Source organism: Mycobacterium sp. NGS41, from assembly GCF_059812725.1.
The window spans coordinates 268,923-292,152 of sequence record NZ_JCALDF010000002.1; the positions used below are offsets into that span (position 1 = coordinate 268,923).

At 65.0% G+C, this 23,230-nt stretch carries 24 protein-coding genes; 11 read left to right on the plus strand and 13 right to left on the minus strand.

All coding sequences use genetic code 11. The annotated features are described in order from the left end of the window. Nucleotides 1-47: 47 nt before the first annotated feature. The gene (locus tag AC5Y21_RS03500) at nt 48-278 is read left to right on the plus strand and encodes a type II toxin-antitoxin system Phd/YefM family antitoxin (protein ID WP_499909446.1); all 231 of its coding nucleotides are present in this window, start codon (nt 48-50) and stop codon (nt 276-278) included. Beyond that, on the plus strand, nt 275-658 hold the full coding sequence (locus AC5Y21_RS03505; protein WP_499909448.1) for a type II toxin-antitoxin system VapC family toxin: 384 nt from the start codon (nt 275-277) through the stop codon (nt 656-658). The genes AC5Y21_RS03500 and AC5Y21_RS03505 overlap by 4 nt, the downstream gene beginning before the upstream one ends. On the opposite strand, the gene AC5Y21_RS03510 is transcribed toward AC5Y21_RS03505, so the two are convergent. The 4 genes from AC5Y21_RS03510 to AC5Y21_RS03525 are packed head-to-tail and all read right to left on the minus strand — an operon-like array spanning nt 659 to nt 5,190. Then, nucleotides 659-1,690 carry an amidohydrolase family protein gene (locus AC5Y21_RS03510; RefSeq protein WP_499909450.1) on the minus strand — a complete coding sequence of 344 codons (1,032 nt, stop codon included), beginning with the start codon at nt 1,688-1,690 and terminating at the stop codon, nt 659-661. 13 nt (nt 1,691-1,703) lie between these two features. After that, complete coding sequence (locus AC5Y21_RS03515) at nt 1,704-2,729, minus strand: VOC family protein (protein ID WP_499909452.1); 1,026 nt, start codon at nt 2,727-2,729, stop codon at nt 1,704-1,706. Continuing rightward, nucleotides 2,726-3,598, minus strand: coding sequence for an alpha/beta fold hydrolase (locus tag AC5Y21_RS03520; RefSeq protein ID WP_499909454.1), 873 nt, complete (start codon nt 3,596-3,598; stop codon nt 2,726-2,728). Before AC5Y21_RS03520 ends, AC5Y21_RS03515 begins: the two co-directional genes overlap by 4 nt. After that, complete coding sequence (locus tag AC5Y21_RS03525; RefSeq protein ID WP_499909456.1) at nt 3,595-5,190, minus strand: bifunctional 3-(3-hydroxy-phenyl)propionate/3-hydroxycinnamic acid hydroxylase; 1,596 nt, start codon at nt 5,188-5,190, stop codon at nt 3,595-3,597. Before AC5Y21_RS03525 ends, AC5Y21_RS03520 begins: the two co-directional genes overlap by 4 nt. Nucleotides 5,191-5,292: 102 nt before the next feature. Between AC5Y21_RS03525 and AC5Y21_RS03530 the strand changes: the two genes are divergently transcribed. Genes AC5Y21_RS03530 through dmpG form a run of 4 tightly spaced genes read left to right on the plus strand, consistent with a single transcriptional unit; the run spans nt 5,293 to nt 8,721 of the window. Then, nucleotides 5,293-5,931, plus strand: a complete 639-nt coding sequence (locus AC5Y21_RS03530; protein WP_499909458.1) for a TetR/AcrR family transcriptional regulator — start codon at nt 5,293-5,295, stop codon at nt 5,929-5,931. Beyond that, nucleotides 5,931-6,713 (plus strand): 2-keto-4-pentenoate hydratase, encoded by a 783-nt coding sequence (locus AC5Y21_RS03535; RefSeq protein WP_499909581.1) that lies wholly within the window; start codon nt 5,931-5,933, stop codon nt 6,711-6,713. The genes AC5Y21_RS03530 and AC5Y21_RS03535 overlap by 1 nt, the downstream gene beginning before the upstream one ends. Nucleotides 6,714-6,721: 8 nt before the next feature. Then, nucleotides 6,722-7,696: an acetaldehyde dehydrogenase (acetylating) gene (locus tag AC5Y21_RS03540; protein ID WP_499909460.1), complete on the plus strand. Its 975-nt coding sequence runs from the start codon at nt 6,722-6,724 to the stop codon at nt 7,694-7,696. Then, nucleotides 7,693-8,721, plus strand: a complete 1,029-nt coding sequence (dmpG, locus tag AC5Y21_RS03545) for a 4-hydroxy-2-oxovalerate aldolase (protein WP_499909462.1) — start codon at nt 7,693-7,695, stop codon at nt 8,719-8,721. The genes AC5Y21_RS03540 and dmpG overlap by 4 nt, the downstream gene beginning before the upstream one ends. Nucleotides 8,722-8,772: 51 nt before the next feature. Here dmpG and AC5Y21_RS03550 read toward each other — a convergent pair whose 3' ends face one another. From AC5Y21_RS03550 to hisN, 5 genes are all read right to left on the minus strand, one after another. Further along, nucleotides 8,773-9,156 (minus strand): type II toxin-antitoxin system death-on-curing family toxin, encoded by a 384-nt coding sequence (locus AC5Y21_RS03550; protein WP_499909464.1) that lies wholly within the window; start codon nt 9,154-9,156, stop codon nt 8,773-8,775. Beyond that, nucleotides 9,153-9,359 (minus strand): CopG family transcriptional regulator, encoded by a 207-nt coding sequence (locus AC5Y21_RS03555; RefSeq protein WP_499909466.1) that lies wholly within the window; start codon nt 9,357-9,359, stop codon nt 9,153-9,155. The genes AC5Y21_RS03550 and AC5Y21_RS03555 overlap by 4 nt, the downstream gene beginning before the upstream one ends. A gap of 122 nt (nt 9,360-9,481) precedes the next feature. Further along, nucleotides 9,482-10,684, minus strand: a complete 1,203-nt coding sequence (locus tag AC5Y21_RS03560; RefSeq protein WP_499909468.1) for an acyl-CoA dehydrogenase family protein — start codon at nt 10,682-10,684, stop codon at nt 9,482-9,484. Nucleotides 10,685-10,721: 37 nt separating this feature from the next. Continuing rightward, nucleotides 10,722-12,146, minus strand: coding sequence for an acyl-CoA dehydrogenase family protein (locus AC5Y21_RS03565; RefSeq protein WP_499909470.1), 1,425 nt, complete (start codon nt 12,144-12,146; stop codon nt 10,722-10,724). Between the two features lie 81 nt (nt 12,147-12,227). Further along, the gene (hisN, locus tag AC5Y21_RS03570; RefSeq protein ID WP_499909472.1) at nt 12,228-13,016 is read right to left on the minus strand and encodes a histidinol-phosphatase; all 789 of its coding nucleotides are present in this window, start codon (nt 13,014-13,016) and stop codon (nt 12,228-12,230) included. A 48-nt stretch (nt 13,017-13,064) separates the two neighbouring features. Between hisN and AC5Y21_RS03575 the strand changes: the two genes are divergently transcribed. Then, nucleotides 13,065-13,418 (plus strand): hypothetical protein, encoded by a 354-nt coding sequence (locus AC5Y21_RS03575; protein WP_499909583.1) that lies wholly within the window; start codon nt 13,065-13,067, stop codon nt 13,416-13,418. 1 nt (nt 13,419) lies between these two features. Here the strand turns inward: AC5Y21_RS03575 and AC5Y21_RS03580 are convergent, their stop codons facing one another. From AC5Y21_RS03580 to AC5Y21_RS03590, 3 genes are read right to left on the minus strand one after another with little or no spacing between them, the layout of a single operon-like run. Further along, on the minus strand, nt 13,420-14,154 hold the full coding sequence (locus AC5Y21_RS03580) for a slipin family protein (RefSeq protein WP_499909474.1): 735 nt from the start codon (nt 14,152-14,154) through the stop codon (nt 13,420-13,422). Between the two features lie 53 nt (nt 14,155-14,207). Beyond that, nucleotides 14,208-14,846 carry a hypothetical protein gene (locus AC5Y21_RS03585; protein WP_499909476.1) on the minus strand — a complete coding sequence of 213 codons (639 nt, stop codon included), beginning with the start codon at nt 14,844-14,846 and terminating at the stop codon, nt 14,208-14,210. A 3-nt stretch (nt 14,847-14,849) separates the two neighbouring features. Next, nucleotides 14,850-17,093 carry a nitric-oxide reductase large subunit gene (locus AC5Y21_RS03590; protein WP_499909585.1) on the minus strand — a complete coding sequence of 748 codons (2,244 nt, stop codon included), beginning with the start codon at nt 17,091-17,093 and terminating at the stop codon, nt 14,850-14,852. Between the two features lie 335 nt (nt 17,094-17,428). Between AC5Y21_RS03590 and AC5Y21_RS03595 the strand changes: the two genes are divergently transcribed. From AC5Y21_RS03595 to AC5Y21_RS03605, 3 genes are read left to right on the plus strand one after another with little or no spacing between them, the layout of a single operon-like run. Continuing rightward, nucleotides 17,429-18,235 (plus strand): universal stress protein, encoded by an 807-nt coding sequence (locus tag AC5Y21_RS03595; RefSeq protein WP_499909478.1) that lies wholly within the window; start codon nt 17,429-17,431, stop codon nt 18,233-18,235. A gap of 21 nt (nt 18,236-18,256) precedes the next feature. Further along, the gene (gene dosR, locus AC5Y21_RS03600; RefSeq protein ID WP_499909480.1) at nt 18,257-18,904 is read left to right on the plus strand and encodes a hypoxia response regulator transcription factor DosR/DevR; all 648 of its coding nucleotides are present in this window, start codon (nt 18,257-18,259) and stop codon (nt 18,902-18,904) included. After that, nucleotides 18,897-20,633, plus strand: a complete 1,737-nt coding sequence (locus AC5Y21_RS03605) for a GAF domain-containing sensor histidine kinase (protein WP_499909482.1) — start codon at nt 18,897-18,899, stop codon at nt 20,631-20,633. Before dosR ends, AC5Y21_RS03605 begins: the two co-directional genes overlap by 8 nt. Here AC5Y21_RS03605 and AC5Y21_RS03610 read toward each other — a convergent pair. Then, entirely contained in the window at nt 20,613-21,632 is a 1,020-nt protein-coding gene (locus AC5Y21_RS03610) for an Acg family FMN-binding oxidoreductase (protein WP_499909484.1), read from the minus strand. The two genes, AC5Y21_RS03605 and AC5Y21_RS03610, sit on opposite strands and share 21 nt — an antisense overlap. Nucleotides 21,633-21,836: 204 nt before the next feature. On the opposite strand from AC5Y21_RS03610, the gene AC5Y21_RS03615 reads away from it, so the two are divergent. Further along, nucleotides 21,837-23,228, plus strand: a complete 1,392-nt coding sequence (locus AC5Y21_RS03615) for a WS/DGAT/MGAT family O-acyltransferase (RefSeq protein ID WP_499909486.1) — start codon at nt 21,837-21,839, stop codon at nt 23,226-23,228. The last annotated feature ends 2 nt before the right edge of the window (nt 23,229-23,230 follow it).

Genomic DNA, 23,230 nt, shown 5'->3' on the forward strand with positions numbered 1-23,230 from the left:
CGCTTACGCATCTAGTCCGACTAGACTAAGTCCAATAGACTGGGTCTATGCCGACCGTCAACATCCACGACGCGAAAACCCACCTTTCGCACTTACTTGCCCGTGTCGAGGCCGGTGAGACGATCACGATCGCGCGCGCCGGCAAGCCGGTCGCCGACCTCGTCCCGCACACACGCACCGACATCGTCTTCGGCGTCTTAGCTGGCCGTCTCCGCTATGACGCTGATCATTTCGACGACAGCGACAGCGATCTCAACACCTTGTTCGGCATCGAATGAGCGGCCTGTTGCTTGACACCCATGTCGTACTTTGGCTGCTCGACAACAACCCCCGATTGGGCATCGAGGCGCGGAATCGGATCTCGTCAAGCTTCGCCGCCTACGTCTCCGCCGCGAGCATGTGGGAACTCGCCATCAAGGCGGGTATCGGCAAGATTGCGCTGCCCGATGACCTGGACGACGCGATTGAGCGATCCGCCCTGCGGGACCTGCCCGTCACCCGTCGCCACACGCTGGCTTCTGACCTCACCGCACTGCCCCACAAAGATCCCTTTGACGCAATTCTGGTCGCCCAGACGACCGTAGAACGACTAACGCTGCTCACGGCCGACGCAAAGCTGTTGACGGCGCTGCCCGACGCTGTCGACGCCAGGCTCTGATCAGGTGGGGTTCATCAGCCGAGCGACGACCCGCATAGCGCCGCGGCTCAATGTGTGGCGGACCCGTTGGCCGACCGGCAGCGGAATCGGTTGTGGCGCAGTGCCGAACCGCGGGAACAAGGAGAGCGCATTGGTGCGGTCGATGGCGTTGCGTGCGTCCGTGTCCAGGCCGGGGTAGTTTTCCAGCCCCGCCGCGAACAGCTTTCCGGCGGCGACGGGCGCGAACGGCCAGTCCGAGCCGAACGTGATGTGCCCCGGCTTGGCGAAGGCCAGCAGCGTCGGCAGCGCCGCAGCGCTCGAGGACAGCGCGGTATCGAAATAGAAACTGGAGAAGTCGTCGATCAAATCGGCCGGGCTGCGACCCGTGTCCGCGGTGATCGCCAAGGCCATCCGGTGGCTGGCGTAGGGGACGAAACCACCGGCGTGGCTGAGGATGAACTTGATATTCGGGTACCGCTGCCGTATCCCGTTGCGGACCAACAGGTATGCCGCGCGAGTGGTGTCAAGCAGGAAGTCGGCTGCGAAGGGCGCGACGTCGGGCACGGCCGGCCCGGCCAATTCGGCGGGATGGATGAAGACCACCACGCTGCGTTCGTTAAGGACCTCGAACAGCGCGTCCTGCCCGTCCTGGCCCAGGTAGACGCCGGCGTTGTTAGCCAGCAGTACGACGCCATCGGCCTTGAGCCCATCGAGCGCGCGAGCTGTTTCCGCAACGGATTCGTCGATGTGGGGCATCGGCACGGTAGCGAAAAAGCCGAAGCGGTCAGGTTGTGCTGCGGCCAGTTCGGCGCCGTAGTCGTTGAGATCCCGCGCCAACGCGGCGGCATCGACGGTGTTCGGTAGGAAGGCGGTGCCGGGAGTGGAAACCGACAGGATGGCGGTGCTGACGTCCAGCTCGGCCATTGTCCGCAGTGACGCCTCCGGACTCCAGTCGGGCAGCGCGCGTCCACCGGATTCGTCGATTCCGGCTTTCTGCAGAGCTTTTCGGTAGGTAGGCGGAATCATGTGGTGATGTGTGTCGATCCGTAGCATGATCGCCTCCCGTCTAGTCGTCGGGGATACCGGCGCCGGCCAGCGCGGGGATTATGTTCTCGCGGTGTAGTAGTGATTGTCCCGCGGTCTTGAACTGACCCAGCTTGTCGATGATCCGCTCGTCATCGCGGGTGTGACCCCAGATGCTGATTCCCTGATGAGTCGTGGGCTCCCAGGTGCTTTCGTCGACGACGATCGGATTCCAGCCGACTTCCCATTCGAATCCCGAAGGCGTCATCGCGTAGTAGGACAGTTCGCGGTCGTTGGTGTGTTGACCGACGCCGAGCGCCAGATGAAACCCGAGTTCTTTGACGCGCTGATAGGAAGCAACCATATCGTCGAGTTCGGCGACCTGGACATTGAGATGCTGCACCCGGGTGCGGATTGGGTTGATCGGCAACCGGTTTACCGCCGCGATCGCCACTGAGTGGTGACGCTGGTTGACCCGTAGGAAGCGGATCTTGAATTTCAGGCCGCCGATGGTCTCGTCGATGTAGTCGCTGAGCCGGGCGTCGAACACGGTGCCGTAGTAGCCGCGCACCTGCTGCGGTTTCTTCGACGTGATGGCGACATGGCCGATTCCCCCTTCAGAGGTGACGAAGCCGCCGCGCACCGCCATGTCCGGCGGTGTGGCACTTTCGCGGGGCGCGGTGAAAATCTCCTGTGCAAGCCCGTTAGGCCCCGGGAAGCGGGCCACTCGCTCCACCCCGCGCAATGCGGCTTCCTCTGCCGTCCCCTCGGCCAGGGGCACGCCATGGCGTCTGACGCGATCGATGATTTCGTCGAACGTTTCGTGGCTCTTGAGATGCCAGCCCAGCGCTGTCACGTCTTCGGCCGAGCCGCGGCGCAGCAGGAAGCGGCATTCGTTGTCGTCGAGGCGAAATCGCATGATGTCGGGCCCCGAGCCCAGTGAAGTCTCATCGACATGCATTCCGATGGCGTGCTGGCCGAACCGGCGCCAATCGGCGAACTTCTTGGTTTCGATGACGATGTAGCCGAGCTCGACGTTGCCGAACACCGACTTTGCCCGTGCCGTCATGATGTGAAACCAGAACTGCCGGAGAGGAATTCGGAGACGATCTGGTTGAACAGCTCGGCGCGTTCCCACTGCATCCAATGACCGGTGTGTGAGGTCATGACCAACTCGGCGTTTGGCATCGAGTTGAGCAGCATCGGGCCACCGACGGGCCGGTTGACCTTGTCGTCGCGCCCCCACAGGATCAGAGTCGGCGCGGCCAGGTACTTGAGCCGCTTGTCGCGGGTGAGGTCCATGCGCCACAGGGTGCGCAGGGCCAGCGGTCCTGACGGGCGGCGCAGCGGCGGGTTAGCCACCACCTCTGCCTCGATTGACGCCGCATAACGCAAGTCGATCAGCTCGCCGGGGACCGAAGCGCCGTCGTAGACCAGATAAGTGCGGATGAAGGTTTCCAGCTTCTCGCGGCTGGGTCCGTCGCCCGTGTAGTAGGACAGCAGGCTCTTCAACCCCGCGGTCGGTGCGCATCTGGTGGTTCCGATGCCGCCGGGGCCCATGAGCACCAGTTTGCCCACCCGGTCCGGCGCGTCGAGCGCCAGCCGCAGCGCCGCCGCGCCACCGTAGGAGTTGCCGACCACATGCGCGGAGCCGATGCCGAGTTCGTCGAGTAGTCCGCGGATCGTGTCGGCCAGGTAGCCGAACGGATCGGACTGGTCAATCGTCTTGTCGGAGCGACCATATCCGGGCATGTCGGGAACGATCACCCGGAACCGCTGGGCCAGCGCGTCGATGTTGCGCGAATAGTTGGACACCCCCGAAGCCCCGGGGCCGCCGCCGTGCAGCAGCACCACCGCTGGGCCGCTGCCGGTTTCGGCGAAGAAGATTGGTCTGCCCGCGACCGTGACGGTGCGTTCGTCCAGTGCGGTGGTGGTCATGCGATGGCTCCGATCTTGGTGGGGTTGGTTCTGAATTCGTCGGCGGCGGTGACGTATCCCGCCGGGGGTGGCGGCAGGGCTTGTCCGGGTTTGGCTGCCGCGTAGACGAATCCGTCCGGACGTAGCACCACGGCGGCCGCATCCTGCTGCGCCAGCCAACGCATGAGGGTGCCGCCCAGGTCGCGGATCACGCCCTGCTGCGCAGGAGATTCCGGTCCGGACAATCTCAGTGCAGGTATACCGAGCTGTGCCCAGGCCGAGAAACCCGATGGGGCCTCCCTGGTGTACAGCAGCGTCCATTGGTTGCCGAGAACGTCATCGAGGTGCATGGTGGTCCCGCCGGCATCCAGCACCCACGGTTGCGGGATCTGCCAGCCGACCGCCCGGTGACCGGTCGCCAGGAAGCCGTCCGAGTAGCGCGCCGGCGGAATCCACATCCGCTGCTGCAGCAACGGCATGAGGGCGGGCAGGCGGGTAAGGAAGCGGCCGAGGCGGTTGCGAAGGGCGGCAACGACTTTGTTGCGTTCGGTAATGATCCGGCCGACGAACACCGCGCGCCGGGTTACCTCGGTGACGTGCGGCTTGCGTTCGGTCTGATAGGAGTCCAGCAGCGAGTCAGGCGCCTGTCCGCGCAGCACGGCGGCCAGCTTCCAGCACAAGTTGGCCGCATCGCGCACACCCGCCGACATGCCTTGACCGATCCACGGCGGCATCGCGTGTGCGGCGTCGCCGGCGAGGAAAACGCGTCCGACCCGCCAGCGGTCGGCGACGCGGACATGGTGGCAGTAGACCACGGCGCGCAAGATCTTCACGTCTTCCTCGGTGATGCCCTGGGCGGTGAGGATCTTCCAAACCTCTTCATCGGAAACCAGTTTCCGATCGTCCTCGCCCGGACGCGCAGGGTATTCCCAGCGGTGGTGACCGAGCGGGGTCGGGCAGTCGACGGTAGGACGGGTCGGGTTGCAGTGGAACCGCAATCGGTCGTGCGCGTCCCACTGCCGGATGACCTTGGTGTCGATGACGACCCAGCGTTCGGCGTACGTACGTCCCGAGTAGCCGACGCCCAGCTGCCCCCTGGTCGGAGACGAGCCGCCGTCGGCGGCGACCACGTAGCAGGCGTGCAACCGCTTAAACGTATCGGTGCGCAGGTCGGCCAGCATCAACTCGACCACGTCGTTCTTCGTCACTACCCGCAGGCATTCGTGCTCGAGTAGCACCTCGACATTCGGAAATCGGGCCACCCCTTCGCGGAGCACTTGATCCACCGCCGGCTGGTACAGGAACTGCTGCGGCGGATGCCCACTCCCGCGCGAGGTGATCTTGAAGTCGAGGAAGGGCATGCCGTCGGCGTCGACGAATGCGATCGGCCGGTCCGGCAGCATGTCCTGCTGCAGTCGCTCTGCCAGCCCGACCGACTGCCAGATGCGCATGACCTCCTCATCGGTCGAGATCGCCCGGGCCCGGCTGTAGATATCCGGATCACGCTCGATGACAACAACTTTCAACCCGAGCTGGCCCAGCAGGTTTGCCGCGGTCGCGCCGGTGGGCCCGTAGCCGATCACGGCCACGTCATAGATTGCGGTCTCGGTCATTGCTGCTCATCTCCCCATCCGATCCCGAGCTTGTTCTGTAGCGATCATTACGGTAATGTAGTGATCGCTACAGAGTCAAGACCTAATTCAGGAGGAGGTTCGATGGCAAAGGGCAAGGAGCCAAAACGTCCCCGGCGCGCGCGGGCCGACGGGGAGTTGTCGCGTACTCGGATCCTGGATGCGGCCACCGAAATTGCGGCCGAACGCGGGTACGAGGGCACCAGCATCGCGCTGGTGAGTGCCAAATGCGGGCTGCCGGCCAGCTCCATCTATTGGCACTTCAAGGACAAGGATGACCTGATTGCCGCGGTCATCGAGCGCAGTTTCGGCGCCTGGGAGTCGGCATGGGGAGTCCCGGAAAGTGGCACGGGTGAGGAGCGGTTCCTGGGTCTGGTGACTCAGATTGCCAAGGCGCTGTTGGATGCCCCGGACTTCATCCGGCTCGGGTTGATGCTGGCACTGGAACGTCGCCCCACAGAGCCGCGCGCCCGCACGATGTTCCTCCAAGTTCGCGCGCAGGCATTCGGCCAACTGATGGCGAACTTCCGCGAGTTCACGCCCGGCTTGACCGATTCCGAGGCCAACCAACTTGCGACGTATGCGATGGCCGGCGCCGACGGCCTGTTCATCGCCAAGGAGATCGGCGGCGACGCGGTCGATCTCGTCGCCCTGTTCGCGTTACACGGACGCGCGATCTACGACATGGCCCGCCGGTTCATCGGTGAACGGACAACACGGTGATGCTGAGCGTCGCCCAGGTCGCCGAGGCCGCCGGGCTTTTGCACGCAGCCCAGATCGCCAGGGCGCCAATCGATCCGCTCACCGAGCGCTATCCGGGACTCGGCGTGACCGATGCCTACGCCATCCAGCAGGCCAACCTGTCCCGCCGGCTGGGCGACGGCCGGAGCCTGGTCGGTCACAAGGTCGGGCTCACCGCCCGATCAATGCAGAAACTGCTTGGCGTCGACGAGCCCGACTTCGGCTACATCCTCGACGACATGGTGCTGGACGGGGCAACTGTTCCGGCGGCCCGGTTCTGCGCGCCGCGGGTCGAACCCGAGGTCGCCTTCCTGCTATGTCGGCCACTGCGTGGGCCGGGGGTCACGGTCGACGACGTGCGCGCCGCGACCGAAGCGGTCGCCGTCGCCCTCGAGATCGTCGACAGCCGCATCGCCGACTGGCGACTGACCCTGCCCGACACCGTCGCCGACAACGCCAGTTCCGGAGCCGTCTTGCTCGGTGACTGGGTGTCGTACAGCGACGGTATCGACTTGGCGGGCGCGCAGGCATCGTTGTGGCTGAACGGATCTGAGATCGACTCCGGCCTGGGCTCGGCGGCGCTGGGTGACCCGGCTGCGGCGGTAGCGTGGCTGGCCAACGCGTTGGCTCCGTTCGGTAGCGAGCTACCGCCCGGCCGGTTCGTCATGTCCGGCTCGCTCACCACGGCCGCGTTCGTCAAGGCCGGCGATGATGCGACCGCGACCATCAGTGGCCTAGGCACCGTGTCGCTCGGTTTTGCCTAGGGGAAACCGTGACTGCACAACATCGTTGGCCGGTGGCGATCATGGGCTCGGGTAACCTCGGCACGGATCTGATGATCAAGATCCTGAGCAGCGAGGGGCCTTTGACGGTCGCCGCCGTGGTGGACTTCGGTCCGGAATCCGATGGTCTTCGCCGCGCCATTCATAGTGGGGTGTCCACCACCGCCCGTGGTGTCGACGGCCTGCTGGCCATGCCTCAATTCGCCGACATCAAACTGGTTTTCGACGCCACTGAATCCAGTGAAGCTGTTGAAGCTGAGGCCCACCACGCGAACTGGGCCAAGCTGGCCGACACCGGAGTCCGAGTGCTGGACCTCACACGCGCCGCGATCGGGCAGTTCTGTGTGCCGGTGGTCAATCTCGACGACCACCTCGACGCGCCGAACCTGAACATCGTCACCGGCGGTGGGCAGGCCACCGTGCCGATCGTCGCCGCGGTGGCGCGGAGCGGGATTGTCTCCTATGCCGAGATCGTGTCGTCTATCTCGTCGAAGTGCGCCGACCCGGGGACGCGGGCAAGCATCGACAAATTCACCGAAACCACTGCGGCCGCACTGCAAATCGTCGGCGGCGCGCAACGCGGCAAGGCGGTGATGATCCTCAATCCCGCCGACCCCCCTGTGCTGATGCGCAACACGGTGTACTGCCTGGTCGACGGCGACGCCGACCATCAGCGCATCCAGGCAGACGTGCTGGACATGGTCGACAAGGTCAGGACCTACGTGCCCGGCTATCGGCTCAAGCAACAGGTTCAATTCGAAACCTTCACCGCGCAGCGACCCTTGCACATCCCAGAAACGGGCAAGTTCGTCGGCACCCGGGTGACCGTGCTGCTCGAAGTCGGGGGCGGCGCGCACTACCTACCCGCATATGCGGGCCACCTCGACATCATGACCGCGGCGGCTCAAGCCACCGCCGAACGGATCGCCGCCCATGACGCCGAAATCGCCGGAGCCGCAGTATGAGTCTCTACATCAGCGACGTCACGCTGCGCGACGGCATGCACGCCGTGCGACACCAATACACCATCGAGCAAGCCACCGCCATCGCCACGGCGCTAGACGAGGCCGGGGTGGACTCCATCGAAGTCGCACACGGCGACGGACTAGGCGGTTCCAGCTGCGTCTACGGCTTCGGCGCCCACACCGACCTGGAATGGATAGAAGCCGTCGCGGGCGTTGTCACCCGTGCCAAAGTCGCCACCCTGCTGCTGCCGGGCGTCGGCAGCGTTCGCAATCTGGTGGATGCGCACCATGCAGGCGCCAGCGTGGTCCGGGTGGGCACCCACTGCACCGAGGCCGATATCTCGGCCCCACAGCTGGCCGCCGCCCGTGACCTAGGCATGGATGCTGTGGGCTTTTTGATGATGAGCCACCTGGCCGCTCCGCCCGCGCTGGCCGAGCAGGCCAAACTCATGGAAGGCTTCGGGGCGACATGTGTCTACGTCGTCGACTCCGGCGGCGCCATGACGATGCGAGACGTCGCCGACCATGTCGACGCGCTGTGTCAAACGCTCTTGCCCACAACGGAAATCGGCATCCATGCCCATCACAACCTGTCCCTGGGCGTGGCGAACTCCATCGTCGCCGTCGAGCACGGCGCCCACCGTGTGGACGCCTCACTGGCCGGTATGGGTGCCGGCGCCGGCAACGCGCCCCTGGAGGTGTTCGTCGCCGCCGCCGAAAAGCTGGGCTGGAACCACGGGTGCGACCTGCACGCACTCGAAGACGCCGCCGACGACATCGTCCGTCCATTGCAGCACCGCCCGGTTCGCGTCGACCGGGAGACGTTGACGCTGGGTTACGCCGGGGTCTACTCCAGCTTCCTGCGGCACGCCGAGGCGGCCGCCGAACGTTACGGCATCGACGCGCGCGCCGTGCTCGAAGAGGCGGGCCGCCGCGGCATGGTTGGTGGCCAGGAAGACATGCTGGTCGATATCGCCCTCGACTTGACGGCGCGAGCAGACGCAAAAGCCCCCGAATTTCCATGAAATCGGGGCTTTTGCGTCTGCTCGCGCGGGAACTCGCGCGGGAACTTGGCCTCAGCGCTTCTGGTAGCTCCAGGCGCGTAGTTGCTCGGCGATCTTGTCGAGATCGGGCAGGGCGCCGGTGGCGACCTGGACGACGAATTCGAAGCGGTCGTCCTCGGAGGCGCTGATCCGGTGGTCGTTGATGGCGAGGAACGTCAGGCAGGCTGTCCACGCCGTCCGCTTGTTTCCGTCCACCAGCGCGTGGTTTCGCGCCAGGGAGTGCATCAGCGCCGCCGCTTTCAGATGCACGTCTGGGTAGGCATCTCGGCCGAACACCGACGCCTTCGGGCGCGCCAGAGCTGATTCAAGCAAGCCGTAATCGCCGACCGCGACGTCCGCGCCGACGGCCGCTCGTGCGATATCGAGCAGGTCGTCCAGGTCCAGATATTCGGTCATGCGTCCTTGAGACGATGCAGAACCGCTGCCTCTTCGCGCACCACGTGCTGCAACGCGGTGGCGACCTTGGCCTTGTGCGTCCGCCGTGCGATGTATTCGTCGATTGCCGATAGCGCGACGGCCTGCATCGAACGGCCCTCGGCGGCGGCCTGCCGGCGCAGGGCTTCCGTCTGCTCAGCACTGGTTCGCAGCGTCATTCCCATGAGGGCATGATACCGGATTGATACCAGCAGTCCGCGCGAGAAGACGCAAAAGCCCCCGAATTTCAATGAAATCGGGGGCTTTTGCGTCTGCTCGCGAGGGAACTCTCGCGGGAACTCTCGCGCTACTTGAGCTCGGAGGAGGAGAGGCCCAGCAATCGGCGCGCGACCACCAGCTGCTGGATCTGCTGAGTGCCCTCGAAGATGTCCAGGATCTTGGAGTCGCGACCCCACTTCTCCAGCAGGGATTGCTCGGAATAGCCTGTGGTGCCGGCCAATTCGACGGCCTTCAGAGTGACATCGCTGGCCATCCGGCCGGCCTTGGCCTTGCTCATCGAGGCTTCTTTGGAGTTGGGGATGTTGTTGTCGGCCTGCCATGCCGCACGCAGCGACAGTAAGTAGCTGGCTTCCCAGTCGGCCTCCATTTGCAAGAACTCGGCCGCGGCCGCGCTCTGCGCGTGGGACGGTCGGTCGTAACAGATCTCCACCCCCGCATTGGTGAGGATTTTGCGGATTTCCTCCAGCGCGGCACGGCCAATCCCGACGGCCATCGCGGCAACGATCGGCCGGGTGTTGTCGAAGGTCTCCATTACGCCGGAAAACCCCTTGCCGACCTCGATTTCGGGGTTGCCCAGCAGGTTGTCCTTTGGGATGCGGGCGTTGTCGAAACGAATCACCGCGGTGTCGGAACCCTTGATGCCGAGCTTGTGCTCTAGCCGCTCGACAGTGACACCGGGATGCTCACGCGGCACGATGAACGACTTGATCGCAGCACGGCCCTTCGACTTGTCCAGCGTCGCCCACACCACGATGTGGGTGGCACGCGAACCGGCTGTGACAAAGATCTTTTCGCCGTTGATGACGTATTCGTCGCCGTCCAGCCTGGCCGTCGTGGTGACCGCCGCCGAGTCCGACCCGAATCCCGGTTCGGTGATCGCCATCGCAGCCCACACCTTGCCCAGCCGCTCCAGTTGCTCGTCGGTGGCGACGGCGGAAATGGCCGCGTTGCCCAGTCCCTGATAGGGGATGGACAGCATCATCGCCACGTCGCCCCAGCTGGCCTCCATCGTCTGCACCAGCGCGGCCATGTTGGCGCCGTTGTGGTTATCCCCTTTGTCCTCGCTGTCGCGCAGCGCATCGGCGCCGGCGAAGCTGAACGACTCGGAGGCTCCTTCGAACAGGCTGATCAGGGTGTCGAGTTCGACCGGATAGGCGTGCTCTCTCAGGTCGTATTTGCGGGCAATGGGGCGCACCATCTCTGCGACGCCCTGATGGGTCTTGACGATCACCGCTTGCAACTTGCGCGGTAGCTCCAGATTGATTGCCATGATTGATCTTTCGATGAGGTGGCCGGGTCTTGCAGAGTTAGATGAGAACGACGCCCTCGGCAACGCCGATGGCCCGCAGGTCGCGGTACCAGCGTTCGACCGGGTGCTCCTTGGTGAAGCCGTGGCCGCCGAGCAACTGCACGCCGTCCAGGCCGATCTGCATGCCCTTGTCTGAGCCGAGCCGCTTGGCCAGCGCCGCTTCGCGGGCGAACGGCAGGCCCTGCTCGGCCCGCGACGCACCCCGCCAGGTGATCAGCCGCAGCCCGTCGAGCTCGATAGCGATGTTGGCACACATGAATGCCACCGCTTGACGATGCGCGATCGGTTCGCCGAAAGCCTGGCGTTCTTTGACGTAGGGGATGACGTAGTCGAGCACCGCGTGCGACGTGCCGACCGCGAGTGCGGCCCAACCCAGCCGAGACAGCGCGATCGCGTCGGAATAGTCGGTGTCGGTGGCCTCATCCTCACCCAGGCGGGCGTTCAGCGGCACCGAAACCCCGTTGAGCTCAACCTGACCCAACGCCGCGGCGCGGACTCCCATGCTCGGGTCCGCCCTTACGGTCAGGCCCTTGCTGGACGACTCGACGATGAACAGCGCCGGCTTGCCGTTCAGCTGCGCGGCGACGATGAACAGCTCGGCCTCGGCCGCCGCCGGAACCAGCGACTTCACCCCGTCGAGCCGGTATCCGCTCGGTGTTCGCATCGCGGTTGTCTTGAGCCGGGTTGGGTCGAACAACGGATGCGGTTCGGCGATGGCCACGCAGGCTTGCGGGACATTGTCGCCGGCAAACTCTTGGAGATAGGTGGCCTGCTGGTCGGCGCTGCCCCAGTGGGTGAGCGCGGATGCCACACCGCCGGGGGCCAGGATCGGCAGCGCCAGACCCATATCGCCGTACGCCAGCGCCTCGGCCACCAGCACGTTGGTGACGCTGGAGCGGTGTGCTGCGATGCCTTCGAAATCCTCGGGGATGTTGACTGCGGTGATGCCCAGCTCGGCGGCTTTGGCGATTAGATCGGCCGGGTAGGCCGCGGCGTTGTCGGCGTCGTGCGCCGCCGGCCGCAATATCTCCGCGGCAAATTCGTTGACGGTCTCGGCGATCAGCTTCTGGTCGTCATCGGGCGTGAGGTCGAAGTAGTCCTTGCCGCTGGACTTCAGCCGGGTCGGTGCGCCGCGCAGGTTCTGTACCCGCTTGAACTGACGGGTGGTGGCGCCCATGGCGGAGAACATCTTGTTCACGCCGTAGCTCAGCGACCGGTTGAGTGGATCGCGCAGATGGTATTTGTCCAGGAACTCCTGGCCGAGCAGCGGCGTCAGCAGTGCCAGTGACACGTCGATCCCGGTCCGCTTGTGCGGTTGCAGCCCGACACCGGTCGTGCGGCCGCGCCGCCGCAGTCGTGAGCGGGATCTGCCCGATGGGCCTTTTGAACTGGGCGGATTTGAAGCAGGAAGCGTGTCGGTCATGTCAGCAGCCTCGGTCGTTGGGGCGATGCGAATAACCGTATCTTACTCCGGAGTAAGATAGCTAGTGCCCTGTTAATTAATTCACACGGTCGGGGCGTGAAGCCTGCTCAGCACGTGTTCCTGTAGTAGGCCGTTGGTCGCCACGGCGCTTCCGCCGTGCGGGCCCGGGGTGCCGTCCAGGGCGGTGAACTGGCCGCCGGCCTCACGCACCAGGACGTCCAGGGCCGCCAGGTCCCACAGCGACACCTCCGGTTCGGCCGCGATGTCGACGGCGCCTTCGGCCACCAGGCAGTAGGACAGGAAGTCGCCGTAGGCGCGCACCCGCCACACCGCATCGGTCAAGTCGACGAAGCGGTCGCGCAAACCATGCTGTGCCCAGCCCGACAAACTGGAGAACGACAGGCTCGCCGAACCCAGCTCCGCCACCGAGGACACCGACAGCCGGCGCGGCTGCGCACCGCTCACGGCTGCGAATGCGCCCTGACCGCGCGCCGCCCACCACCGGCGCTGCAGGGCGGGTGCGCTCACGACGCCCACCGACGCGACGCCGTCGTGCAGCAACGCGATCAGAGTGGCCCACACCGGCACCCCGCGCACGAAGTTCTTGGTGCCGTCAATCGGGTCGATGACCCACTGCCGTCCGGTGAAAGTGGTTGTCCCACCGAACTCTTCGCCCACGACGCTGTCGTCGGGCCGGTCCCGCGCGAGCGTCTCGCGCAACTCGGACTCGACCGCTCGATCGGCATCGGTCACCGGCGTCAGATCTGGTTTGGTGTCGACGTGCAGGTCGAGTGCGCCGAAGCGGGCCGTGGTCAGCATGTCTGCGCGGTCGGCGAGCATCAGCGCCAGCTCCAGATCGGTGCAACTCATGCCAGCAGTCCTACCACGGATATTTCGAGGTCCTACGATTATCGGGTGTTGTGGGAATTCGCTGTTCTGTTGGTGTTGGCCACGATCCTGGTGTCGTTTCTTGCCCCGCGGTTCATTCACCGCCGCGCGCGCGGTGAGACGGCAGCCGGCACCCTGCTGCTCACCGGTGTGAGCCCGCGGCCGGATGTCAGCGGCGAGCAGTACGTCACTATCGCGGGTGTCATCAACGGACCCACCGTCGACGAGCACGCGGTGTATCAGCGCATGGTCGTCGACGTGGAACAGTGGCCGACCATCGGCCAATTGATGCCGGTGGTGTATTCCCTGAAGAACCCCGACAACTGGATGTTCGCACCGCCCGAGCCACCTGAGCGGCCCGAACCTTTTGGACCCATGGGCTGACTTAGCGACCTTCGAAGCTGTCTGCGACGCTCTGCAACAGCTCTGGGTGCCGCAGAAACGGCGTGATGATGTCGACCGGGAGCGGGAATACCACCGTCGAGTTATGGTCTGCCCCCAGCTCCAATAGCGTTTGCAGATACCGCAATTGCAGCGAAGCCGGGCTTTTGGACAGAGTCTCGGCGGCTTCCCGCAGCTCCTCTGAGGCCTGTAGTTCACCGCGCGCGTTGATGACTTTCGCGCGCCGTTCGCGTTCGGCTTCGGCCTCGCGGGCCATTGCGCGCTGCATCGACTCGGGAATTTCGACGTCCTTGATTTCCACCACCCGAACCTGCACGCCCCACGCCTCGGTCATCTTCTCGATGATGGTGCGCAGATCGCTGTTGAGGTCTTCGCGGTGTGCCAACAGGGTGTCGAGGTCGGCGCGGCCCAATAGCGAGCGCAGCGTCGTCTGGGCGATCTGCGACGTCGCCACCGCGTAGTTCTCCACCGCCAAAATCGCTTTCAGCGGATCCACCACCGTGAACATCACGACCGCGTTGACGCGGGCCGGGACATTGTCCCGGGTGATCAGCTCCTGCGGCGGGATGGTCAGTGTCACCAATCGCTGATCGACCCGAATCAGCTTGTCTACCAGTGGAATCAGGAAACGCAGCCCCGGCTGGTACAGCCGGCGGACGTGGCCCATCCGGAACACCACCCCGCGCTCATACTCGCGAAGGACGGTCATTGAAAACATCGCGAACACGGTCAACACCGCGATCCCTGCGGCCCCAACCTCCAAGACGCCGATTACTGCTCCGGTAGTGATGTCTTGCCCTCCTTGTCTTCCCAGCCGCCCCATCGGGTGGAGTATTGGTCGATCGCGGCGGCCACCTGGTCCTCCAGCGCGGTTCGATGCGGCAGGTGGTCCGGTGCGTTGGACGGAGTGTTCCACAGATGGCGTGCCAGCGGCACTCCGAGTAGCACGACGACCAGCACGGTGCCCGCCAGCACCAGCACATCGCCGGCCGAATGGCTGGAGAACAATGTCGCCAGCGGCAACACAACACCCAGCGCCGCAACGCAGCAGGCGATCCCGCGATGGAACCGTCCGGCATCCGAATGCGGCCAGGGATCGATTTCGCGGCTGATTTCGCGGCCGTGATCCGATGTGGTGCAACGCGATTTGACCGGACAGCTGTTGCACACCACCGGCAGCGCCCGATATCGCATCACGCGGTGCTTCGGGTCGAACGAGGTGGGCCACAGCCAGTGATCCTGGGGACATACCCAGGCGTCGTGATCGGGCCGGTACACGAATTGACCTGTGCGCCATCGTGCCGCGTGCGCCGAGGCCCGCCGAGCCATTGCGTCGAAACTCCACCCGAAGGCCAGCAGGACCAGCGAGTACCCGGCGATCAGCCAAACCGATGCGGCCGGTGGCGCCATCGTTCAGTCCTTCGCCGTAGCCTGGGCCTCGTCGGCCTCGGCGGCCGCCTCGGTGTAGAGCGGATGCTCCGGCAATTCGTCCACCGTCGTGCCCGACCGGAAGTTGCGCAGTGCGGTCCAGGCGATCCAGACGAACGGCAGCACACCACCGACGATGAGGATCAGATCCCCGGGCATCCGCAGCCATTCGATGACGGCATTGCCTGGCTTGGTGATGTAGCCCAGCGACCGCGCCTCGAAGTAGCCGTCGTTGACCGAGTGATACAGCTGCAGCACACCCAACGGCAGCAGCGTGGCGAACACCATCCACGCGAGGCCGATATTCATGCACCAGAACGAGACTCGCGCCAGCTTGTCGGGCCACTTCGCGGCCGGGATCACATAGCGGAAGGCGAACATGGCCAGGCCGACGGCGAGCATGCCATACACGCCCATCATCGCCGCATGCCCGTGGTTGGCCGTCAGCGCGGTCCCGATTTGGTAGTAGGACACCACCGGCAGGTTGATCAGGAACCCGAAGATGCCCGCTCCCAGGAAGTTCCAGAAACCCACCGCAACGAGGAACATAACTGCCCAGCGATGCGGGAACGGGTTGGCGTCGCCGGACTGCTGGCGCGCGCCCAGCTGCAGGAACGCCCACGCTTCGACCGTCAGGAACGTCAGCGGGATCACCTCGGCCGCCGAGAAGAACGCGCCTAATGCCATGTGCTCGACCGGGGTACCGGAGAAGTAGAGGTGGTGCATGGTGCCGATGACGCCGCCCGCCGAATACAGGATGACGTCGAGGAAGATCACGCCCAAAGCGATTCGCTCACGCACCACGCCCAGCAGCACGAACATGTAGGCCACCATCACGGTGGTGAAAAGTTCGAGGAAGTCCTCGACCCAAAGGTGCACCACCCAGAACCGCCAGAAGTCCGCGACGGTGTAGTGGCTGTCGCTGGGTGCCAGCATCCCGACCGTGTAGAACACCGGAATCGCCAGGCCGGAGAAGAAGAACAGCCAGGGCAGGTTCATCTTCGACTCGCCTTTGAGGCGGGCGCGCATGCCGCGCCAGATGATCGCGATCCACACGAACATGCCGATTATCAGCAGGATTTGCCACAGTCGCGGCAGGTCGAGGTACTCCCACTGCTGGGAGAGCAGCCCGCCCGCGGGAATTACGCCATAGATGGAGAGCGCTTCGCAGATCAGCGAGCCGAACACCACCAGCGCGACCGCGCCCAGCAGTATGTATGCCAGCAGCCCTTGACGTTTCGGTTCGCGGCGGGCGATGAACGGCACCAGGAAGATGCCGCCGGCCAGAAACGCTGCCGCGGTCCAGAACAGCGCCAGCTGCAGGTGCCAGGTGCGGGCCAGGTTGTACGGCAGCACGCGGGCCAGGTCGATGCCGAAGAAGGTCGACAGGTCGGCCCGATAGTGCTCCGCCGCCGCGCCCAGCATCGTCTGCGCCAGGAACAGCAGCGAAACGATCGCGAAGAACCAGATGCAGGCCCGCTGCGCCGGCGTCAGACCCACCTCGCCCGGCTGGCGGAACGACAGCGTGGATGACTCAGCGCTGTGCCAGCCGACCTTTTGGCTCCAGCGTCCGTAGACGGCGAACATGATTCCGATGCCGCCCAGCAAGGCGATCAGTGACAGCGCCGACCACACGATCACCGCGGCGGTCGGACCGTTGTCGACTCGGGATTCGGCGGGCCAGTTGTTGGTGTAGGTGTACTTGTGGCCTGGCCGCTCGGCCGCGGCCGCCCACGCTGTCCAAGCGAAGAACGCCGTCAGCTGCCGGATCTGAGTTTTGTCGGTGATCAGCTGTGGCAGCAGCCCGTATTTAGTGGAGTTTTCGCCGAAATAGGCCGCGTATTGGTTTTGGATTCGGTCGAATGCCGCGGCCTGGCGGTCGGTGAACACCAGCGTCTTGGTGTCGGCGTGGTAGCGATTGGCCCGGAATTCGGTGACCACCCGCTCGTGTGGCTCCGTCACACCCTGCGCGCGGAATTGACCGGCCACGTCGTCGGTCGCCATGCGCAGGTATTCGGCGGTGTAGTCGGGGCCCAGATAGGCCCCGTGACCCAGCACCGACCCGTACTGCATCAATCCGCGGGCCTGGTAGAGCTCTTGGCCTTTGGTGATGTCGTCGCCGGTGAACAATTGCTGGCCCGATTCGCTGACTACCTTGTCCGGCATGGGCATCGACGCTGTATAGGTGCGGTAGGCCAGAATGCCCATCACCAGGAAGCCGAAGATCATCACCAGGGCGACGGCCTGGATCCAACCTTTTCCAATCAGGGGTTGCGAAGACGGTTCACGGGAACTTGGCGACGACGAAATCTGTTGAGCAGTCACTCCGAGATCTCCTGTCTGGGCGATGGGCTGTATCGCAGGACGTCACACACATATCCAATTGATTTTTCACGGCGGTCGCAATACCAGGTTCCACAATTTTCGGAGTTTTCGGGGATTTTTGTAGGGACCAAAGTCCTTCATTTGGGGACCAATGCCTCTGGGGGAGGGGTGATCCGGGCCAATAACGTTTTAGTTAACCAAGGGATGAATAGAGGCCCCGCTCAGCAGAGGAGAACGACATGAGCAGCATTCAGTCAGCTCCGGCAGTCGTCGTCGGTGTCGACGGATCACGGGCGGCAATCCATGCGGCGGTGTGGGCCGTCGAGGAGGCGGTGAGCCGAGACATCCCGTTGCGGCTGGTCTACGTCATCGATCCGCTGCAGGCGTCGGGAGACGGCAGTTACGACGGCCGGCACACCATCGCGCGTGCGGCGCTGTACGAGGCCTACCGGGCGGTCGACGCCACCGGAACCCCGGTCAAGATCGAGACCGAGGTGCTGTGGGGCAGGCCGCTCACCAAATTGATGCAGGAGTCCAGAGCGGCGGCGATGGTCTGTGTCGGTTCTATCGGGCTCAATCACGCTTGCCGTGGTGAAGGCACCGTCGCGGCATTCCTGGCCGGTGCGGCGCTGTGCCCGGTTGCGGTGATTCATCGGCCGCCCGGTACCTCGTCCAGCCCCCAGGTCCGTCAGGTCGTCGCCGAAGTGGACAATGGGATGGTGCTGCGACACGCGTTCGAGGAGGCGAGGCTGCGGGGCGCTCCCCTGCACGTGATCTCCGCACACGTCGCCGAGGTACCGGACGACGCGGCTGACGGAAACCGTTTGGCACAAACGCAACTGAATCGCCGACTGGCCCGCTGGACGCGGTTGTACCCCGACGTGCGGGTCGAGCCGACCGTCGTTCAAGCGACTTTCTGCGACTACCTGGGCCGCCAGGCGGATTCTGGCCGGCTACTCGTTACCGACGCCCACACCATCAGGGACCTGTGCGGTGCGTACAGCGCGGGTTGCTCGATGCTGACCGTACGTTGCGGCAACTTGTAAGGACGGTAAGGAGTACGCGCCTTGGTAAAGGTCTTCTTGGTCGACGATCACGAGGTGGTGCGGCGCGGGCTGATTGACTTGCTGGGCGCTGACCCGGACCTCGATGTGGTCGGTGAAGCGGGCTCGGTTGCCGAGGCGATGGCCAGGATTCCTGCGGCGTGTCCGGACGTGGCGGTGCTCGATGTGCGGCTGCCCGACGGCAACGGCATCGAGCTGTGCCGAGATCTCTTGTCGCGTATGCCGGATCTGCGCTGTCTGATCCTGACGTCGTACACGTCCGATGAGGCGATGCTGGACGCGATCCTGGCCGGCGCCAGCGGATACGTCGTCAAGGACATCAAGGGAATGGAATTGGCGCAGGCCGTCAAAGAGGTGGGCGCCGGGCGATCCCTGCTGGACAATCGCGCCGCGGCCGCGCTGATGGCGAAACTGCGGGGAGCCACCGAAAAGCAGGACCCGTTGTCCGGCCTGACCGATCAGCAGCGGACGCTGCTGAGCCTGCTCAGCGAAGGGCTGACCAACAAGCAGATCGCCGACCGGATGTTTTTGGCCGAAAAGACCGTGAAGAACTACGTGTCCCGATTGCTGGCCAAGCTGGGCATGGAGCGCCGAACGCAAGCCGCGGTGTTCGCGGCGGAATTGAAGCGCTCGCGGCCGGGCGATGGATGACGTGCCGGGCATGACCGAGCAAGGCGGTACCGGGATGCGGCCGCTGCGGGACACGCTGTCCCAACTACGCCTTCGCGAGTTGTTGGCCGAGGTGCAGGACCGCGTCGGCCAGATCGTCGAGGGCCGCGACCGGCTGGATGGGCTGCTGGAAGCAATGCTGGTGGTCACGTCGGGCCTGGACCTCGACGCCACCTTGCGCTCGATCGTGCATTCGGCTACCAACCTGGTCGACGCCCGCTACGGAGCCCTGGAGGTCCACGGTCGCGACAACCGAGTACAGCACTTCGTCTATGAGGGCATCGACGAGGAAACCGTCCGGCAAATCGGCACTCTTCCCGAAGGCCGCGGCGTCATCGGATTGCTCATCGACGAACCCAAACCGCTACGGATGGATGATGTTTCGCTGCATCCCGCCTCGGTTGGCTTCCCGGAGAATCATCCGCCGATGCGGACTTTCCTCGGAGTGCCGGTGCGGGTGCGCGACGAATCGTTCGGCACTCTTTACCTGACCGACAAGACCAACGGGCAACCGTTCAGCGACGACGACGAGGTACTGGTCCAGGCGCTGGCCGCGGCCGCGGGTATCGCGATCACGAATGCTCGGCTCTACCAGCAGGCCAAGGCCCGCCAGTCGTGGATCGAGGCCACCCGTGACATCGCCACCGAGTTGCTGTCCGGGACTGAACCCGCGACCGTGTTCCCCCTGGTGGCCGAGAAGGCGCGGAAGCTTACCGGGGCGGACGCGGCTCTGGTCGCCATTCCGGTCGACGGCGACACCCCGGCGGCCGACGTGCTGGAGCTGCTTGTCATCGAAACAGTGGGCAGTGCTGTGGATTCCGCTGTCGGGCGAACTATTCCGGTGAGCGGCACCTCACTCGGGGAGGTGTTCGTCAACAGCACTCCACGACGAGTCGACCGGATCGATCTGGACGGCGCGGAGGACCCGGGCGACCTGGGACCCGCGCTGTTGCTGCCGCTGCGCGCCGCCGACACCGTCGCCGGTGTGGTGGTGGTGCTGGGCCAGGGCCGGTCCGGCTCGTTCAGCGACGAGCAACTCGAGATGATGGCCGCATTCGCCGATCAGGCCGCATTGGCCTGGCAGCTGGCCACCTCGCAGCGCCGGATGCGCGAGCTCGACGTACTCACCGACCGCGACCGCATCGCGCGTGACCTTCATGATCATGTCATCCAGCGGCTCTTCGCCGTCGGCCTTTCGTTGCAGGGCACCGTGCCGCGGACACGAGAAACCCTTGTGCAGCAGCGACTCTCGGAAGCCATCGACGACTTGCAGGCCGTCATTCAGGAAATCCGGACCACCATCTTCGACCTGCACGGAGCGTCGCAGGGCATCACCCGGCTGCGACAACGAATCGACGAGGCGGTTGCGCAATTCGCCGGCTCGGGGTTGCGCACCACCGTGCAGTACGTCGGCCCGCTGTCAGTTGTCGACAGCACCTTGGCCGATCATGCCGAGGCCGTGGTGCGTGAAGCTGTGAGCAACGCTGTGCGCCATGCGCAGGCCACCAAGCTGACGGTTCGGGTCAGTGTCGAAGACGACTTGTGCGTCGAGGTGAGTGACAACGGTCGTGGGATGCCCGCCGAAATCACCGGAAGCGGCCTGACGAATCTGCAGCGGCGTGCGGAGCAGGTGGGTGGTGAATTCACCGTCGAAAACGTCCCTGCCACAGGCGGAACGATGTTGCGATGGTCAGCTCCGCTGGTCCAGTAGCCCTTCGGGGTCATGCTTGCTTTCCGCAGGCCACTCGACGACGCGAAAAAGCCTGCGCCGCGGCGTCGCCGGCAACGGATCGGCATTGATCGGGGCCCACCCCACTCGGAGCAGCATCTGCGGATAGCCGCCGGAACCGAAGACGTCGGTGCGTACCGCGTCGCGCGTTTCGCCGATCTCCAGCGGCTCGGTGATCGGGCAGCACGCCAATCCCATTGCCGTCGCGGTCAACAAGACCACGCTGGTCGCCTCGCCGGCACGCAGCCGGGCTAGCCGGTCGTCTGTCTCGGTGCCCAGCGCCAGGATCGCGGCGTTGTCGTCGGCGGGTGAGATGCCCGCCGGCTGGGCCAGACCGGGGCCGGCGAACAGACGGCCAGGGATCGGCGCGCTGGCATCCGGGGGTGGCGTGTTGCGGGCCGGCACCCCGGCGACCGAGCCGTATCGCCCACTCCACATGGTCAGTTCGCGCATGTACTCGTCATTGGCCGCGTGGTTCCAGACAGCTTGCGTCGCAATAACTCTCATCTTGTCCAGGGCGTCGACCTGACGCAGCATGACGCCGCTTCGAGCCGCTCGGGCGGCCATCTGGGCGATGTCACCTTTTGCCACCGGCCAGGAACTGTAGGCGCGCCGGTCGGTGCGGCGCCGGGGGATGGCCGCCGCCAGCGCGATGTCGGCCTGATCCGGAATGCCCGGCTGGACCTCGATGGTGGCCAGGTGCCGAGGGTCGTCGGGATCGGGGAGGCGATTCACCCTGGGTTGCCAGCCCATCGACGCCAACGCGACGACGCAGTGATGCAGCGCGATACCACAACTGACGATCAAGTCACGCCCGTCCGGGTCGGTGCTGCGCAACTGCATGTCCGGTTGGGAGTACAGGTCCAGACTCGCGGTGTTCACCCGCCACAGCCACGGTTGTGTGTTGTAGATGGAGGGCGCCCGGGTGGCCAGCGTGAGGACCGTCCGGAGGGTCTCGGTGTCGGGGAATCGGGCGTTCATGGCTGCCTCCCTGCTCCGACAAATCTCCCTTTCGACAACTGTAGTCATGACATCAAGAATCGTCTGGTTGCGCCGGCCGGGGCAGAGCACGAAGCCCTCGGCAACGAAGGACTTTTGGCCCTGCCCGACCGGCCGCTGCCAGCGGGATAGTGGTACTGCAGGTTTCAGATAAACCGTGGCTAAACCTCAGGAAGGTCGCGAATCATGAATCAGCTGACGACACTTGACGCAGGGTTTCTCAAGGCCGAAGACGCCGATCGGCGGGTCAGTCTGGCCATCGGTGGTCTGGCGGTCATCGAAGGCCCGGCCCCCGAACAGGGTGCCCTGGTGTCGGTGTTCGCTGAACGGATACGGGCCTGCCCCCGGTTCGGCCAGCGGTTGCGGCTGCGCCCGTTCGACCTGAGTGCTCCCGAATGGGTGGACGATCCCGACTTCGATATCGCTCGGCATGTGCGGCGGGTTGCGTTGCCGCATCCCGGCGACGACGGTGAGCTGTACGGGGTGATCGCCGACGTGATGGCACGGCGTCTGGACCGGAATCGACCGCTGTGGGAGCTCTGGATCATCGAGGGGCTCACCGATGATCGGTGGGCGATGCTGACCAAGGTCCACCATTGCATGGCGGACGGAATCGCGGCCTCCCACATGCTTGCCGGGCTGTGCGACCCTGACGTTGGGGGCATCGGCGACAGCTATGCGCACCACATCCGAGCCGCCCGGGAGCCGGTACAGCCCCCGTTCGATCCGCTCGGCGTGCTGGGTCGGATATGGAAGGCGCCGGCCGTGATCGCGGCAGGTGTCGTGCGCGCGGCCCAGGGTGCCGGAGAGATAGCTGCCGGGCTGCTGAGCCCTGCCGCCTCGCCGCTGAACGGCCCGTTGAGCGACATGCGTCGCTACAGTGGGGCACGGGTTGCGCTGGCCGACATTGGAAAGGTCTGTCAAACGTTCGGTGTGACGATCAATGATGTTGCGCTGGCAGCGATTACCGAGAGCTACCGCAACGTTCTGATCGAACGGGGCGAGCGGCCGCTACCCGATTCGCTGCGCACACTGGTGCCGGTGTCGATGCGATCGGCCGATGCATTAGGCGAGACCGACAACCGGGTATCGGTGATGTTGCCGAACCTGCCGGTCGACGAGGAGAACGCGGTGCAGCGGCTGCGGATCGTGCACGCCCGGTTGGATAGAACGAAGGCCGGCGGCCAGCGTCAGGCCGGAAATGTGTTCGTGTCTCTGGCGAATCGCATCCCGTTCGCGTTCAGCGCCTGGGCGGCGGGGTTGTTGATGCGGCTACCCCAGCGCGGTGTCGTGACCGTTGCGACGAACGTGCCGGGTCCGCGTCGTCCGCTGCGGGTGATGGGTAGGCGGGTGCTTGGGGTGTTCCCGGTCCCGCCGCTCGCGATGCACCTGCGCACCGGCGTTGCCATGCTCAGCTACGCCGACGACTTGTTCTTTGGCATTCTCGCCGACTACGACGTAGTGGCCGACGCCGACCAGCTGGCCCGGGGGATCGAGGCCGCAATAGCGCGTCTGGTGGCGATCAGCAAGCGGCGCAACGCCTCTCGCAGTCGCGGACCACTGTCCCTCGTTGTGTGACG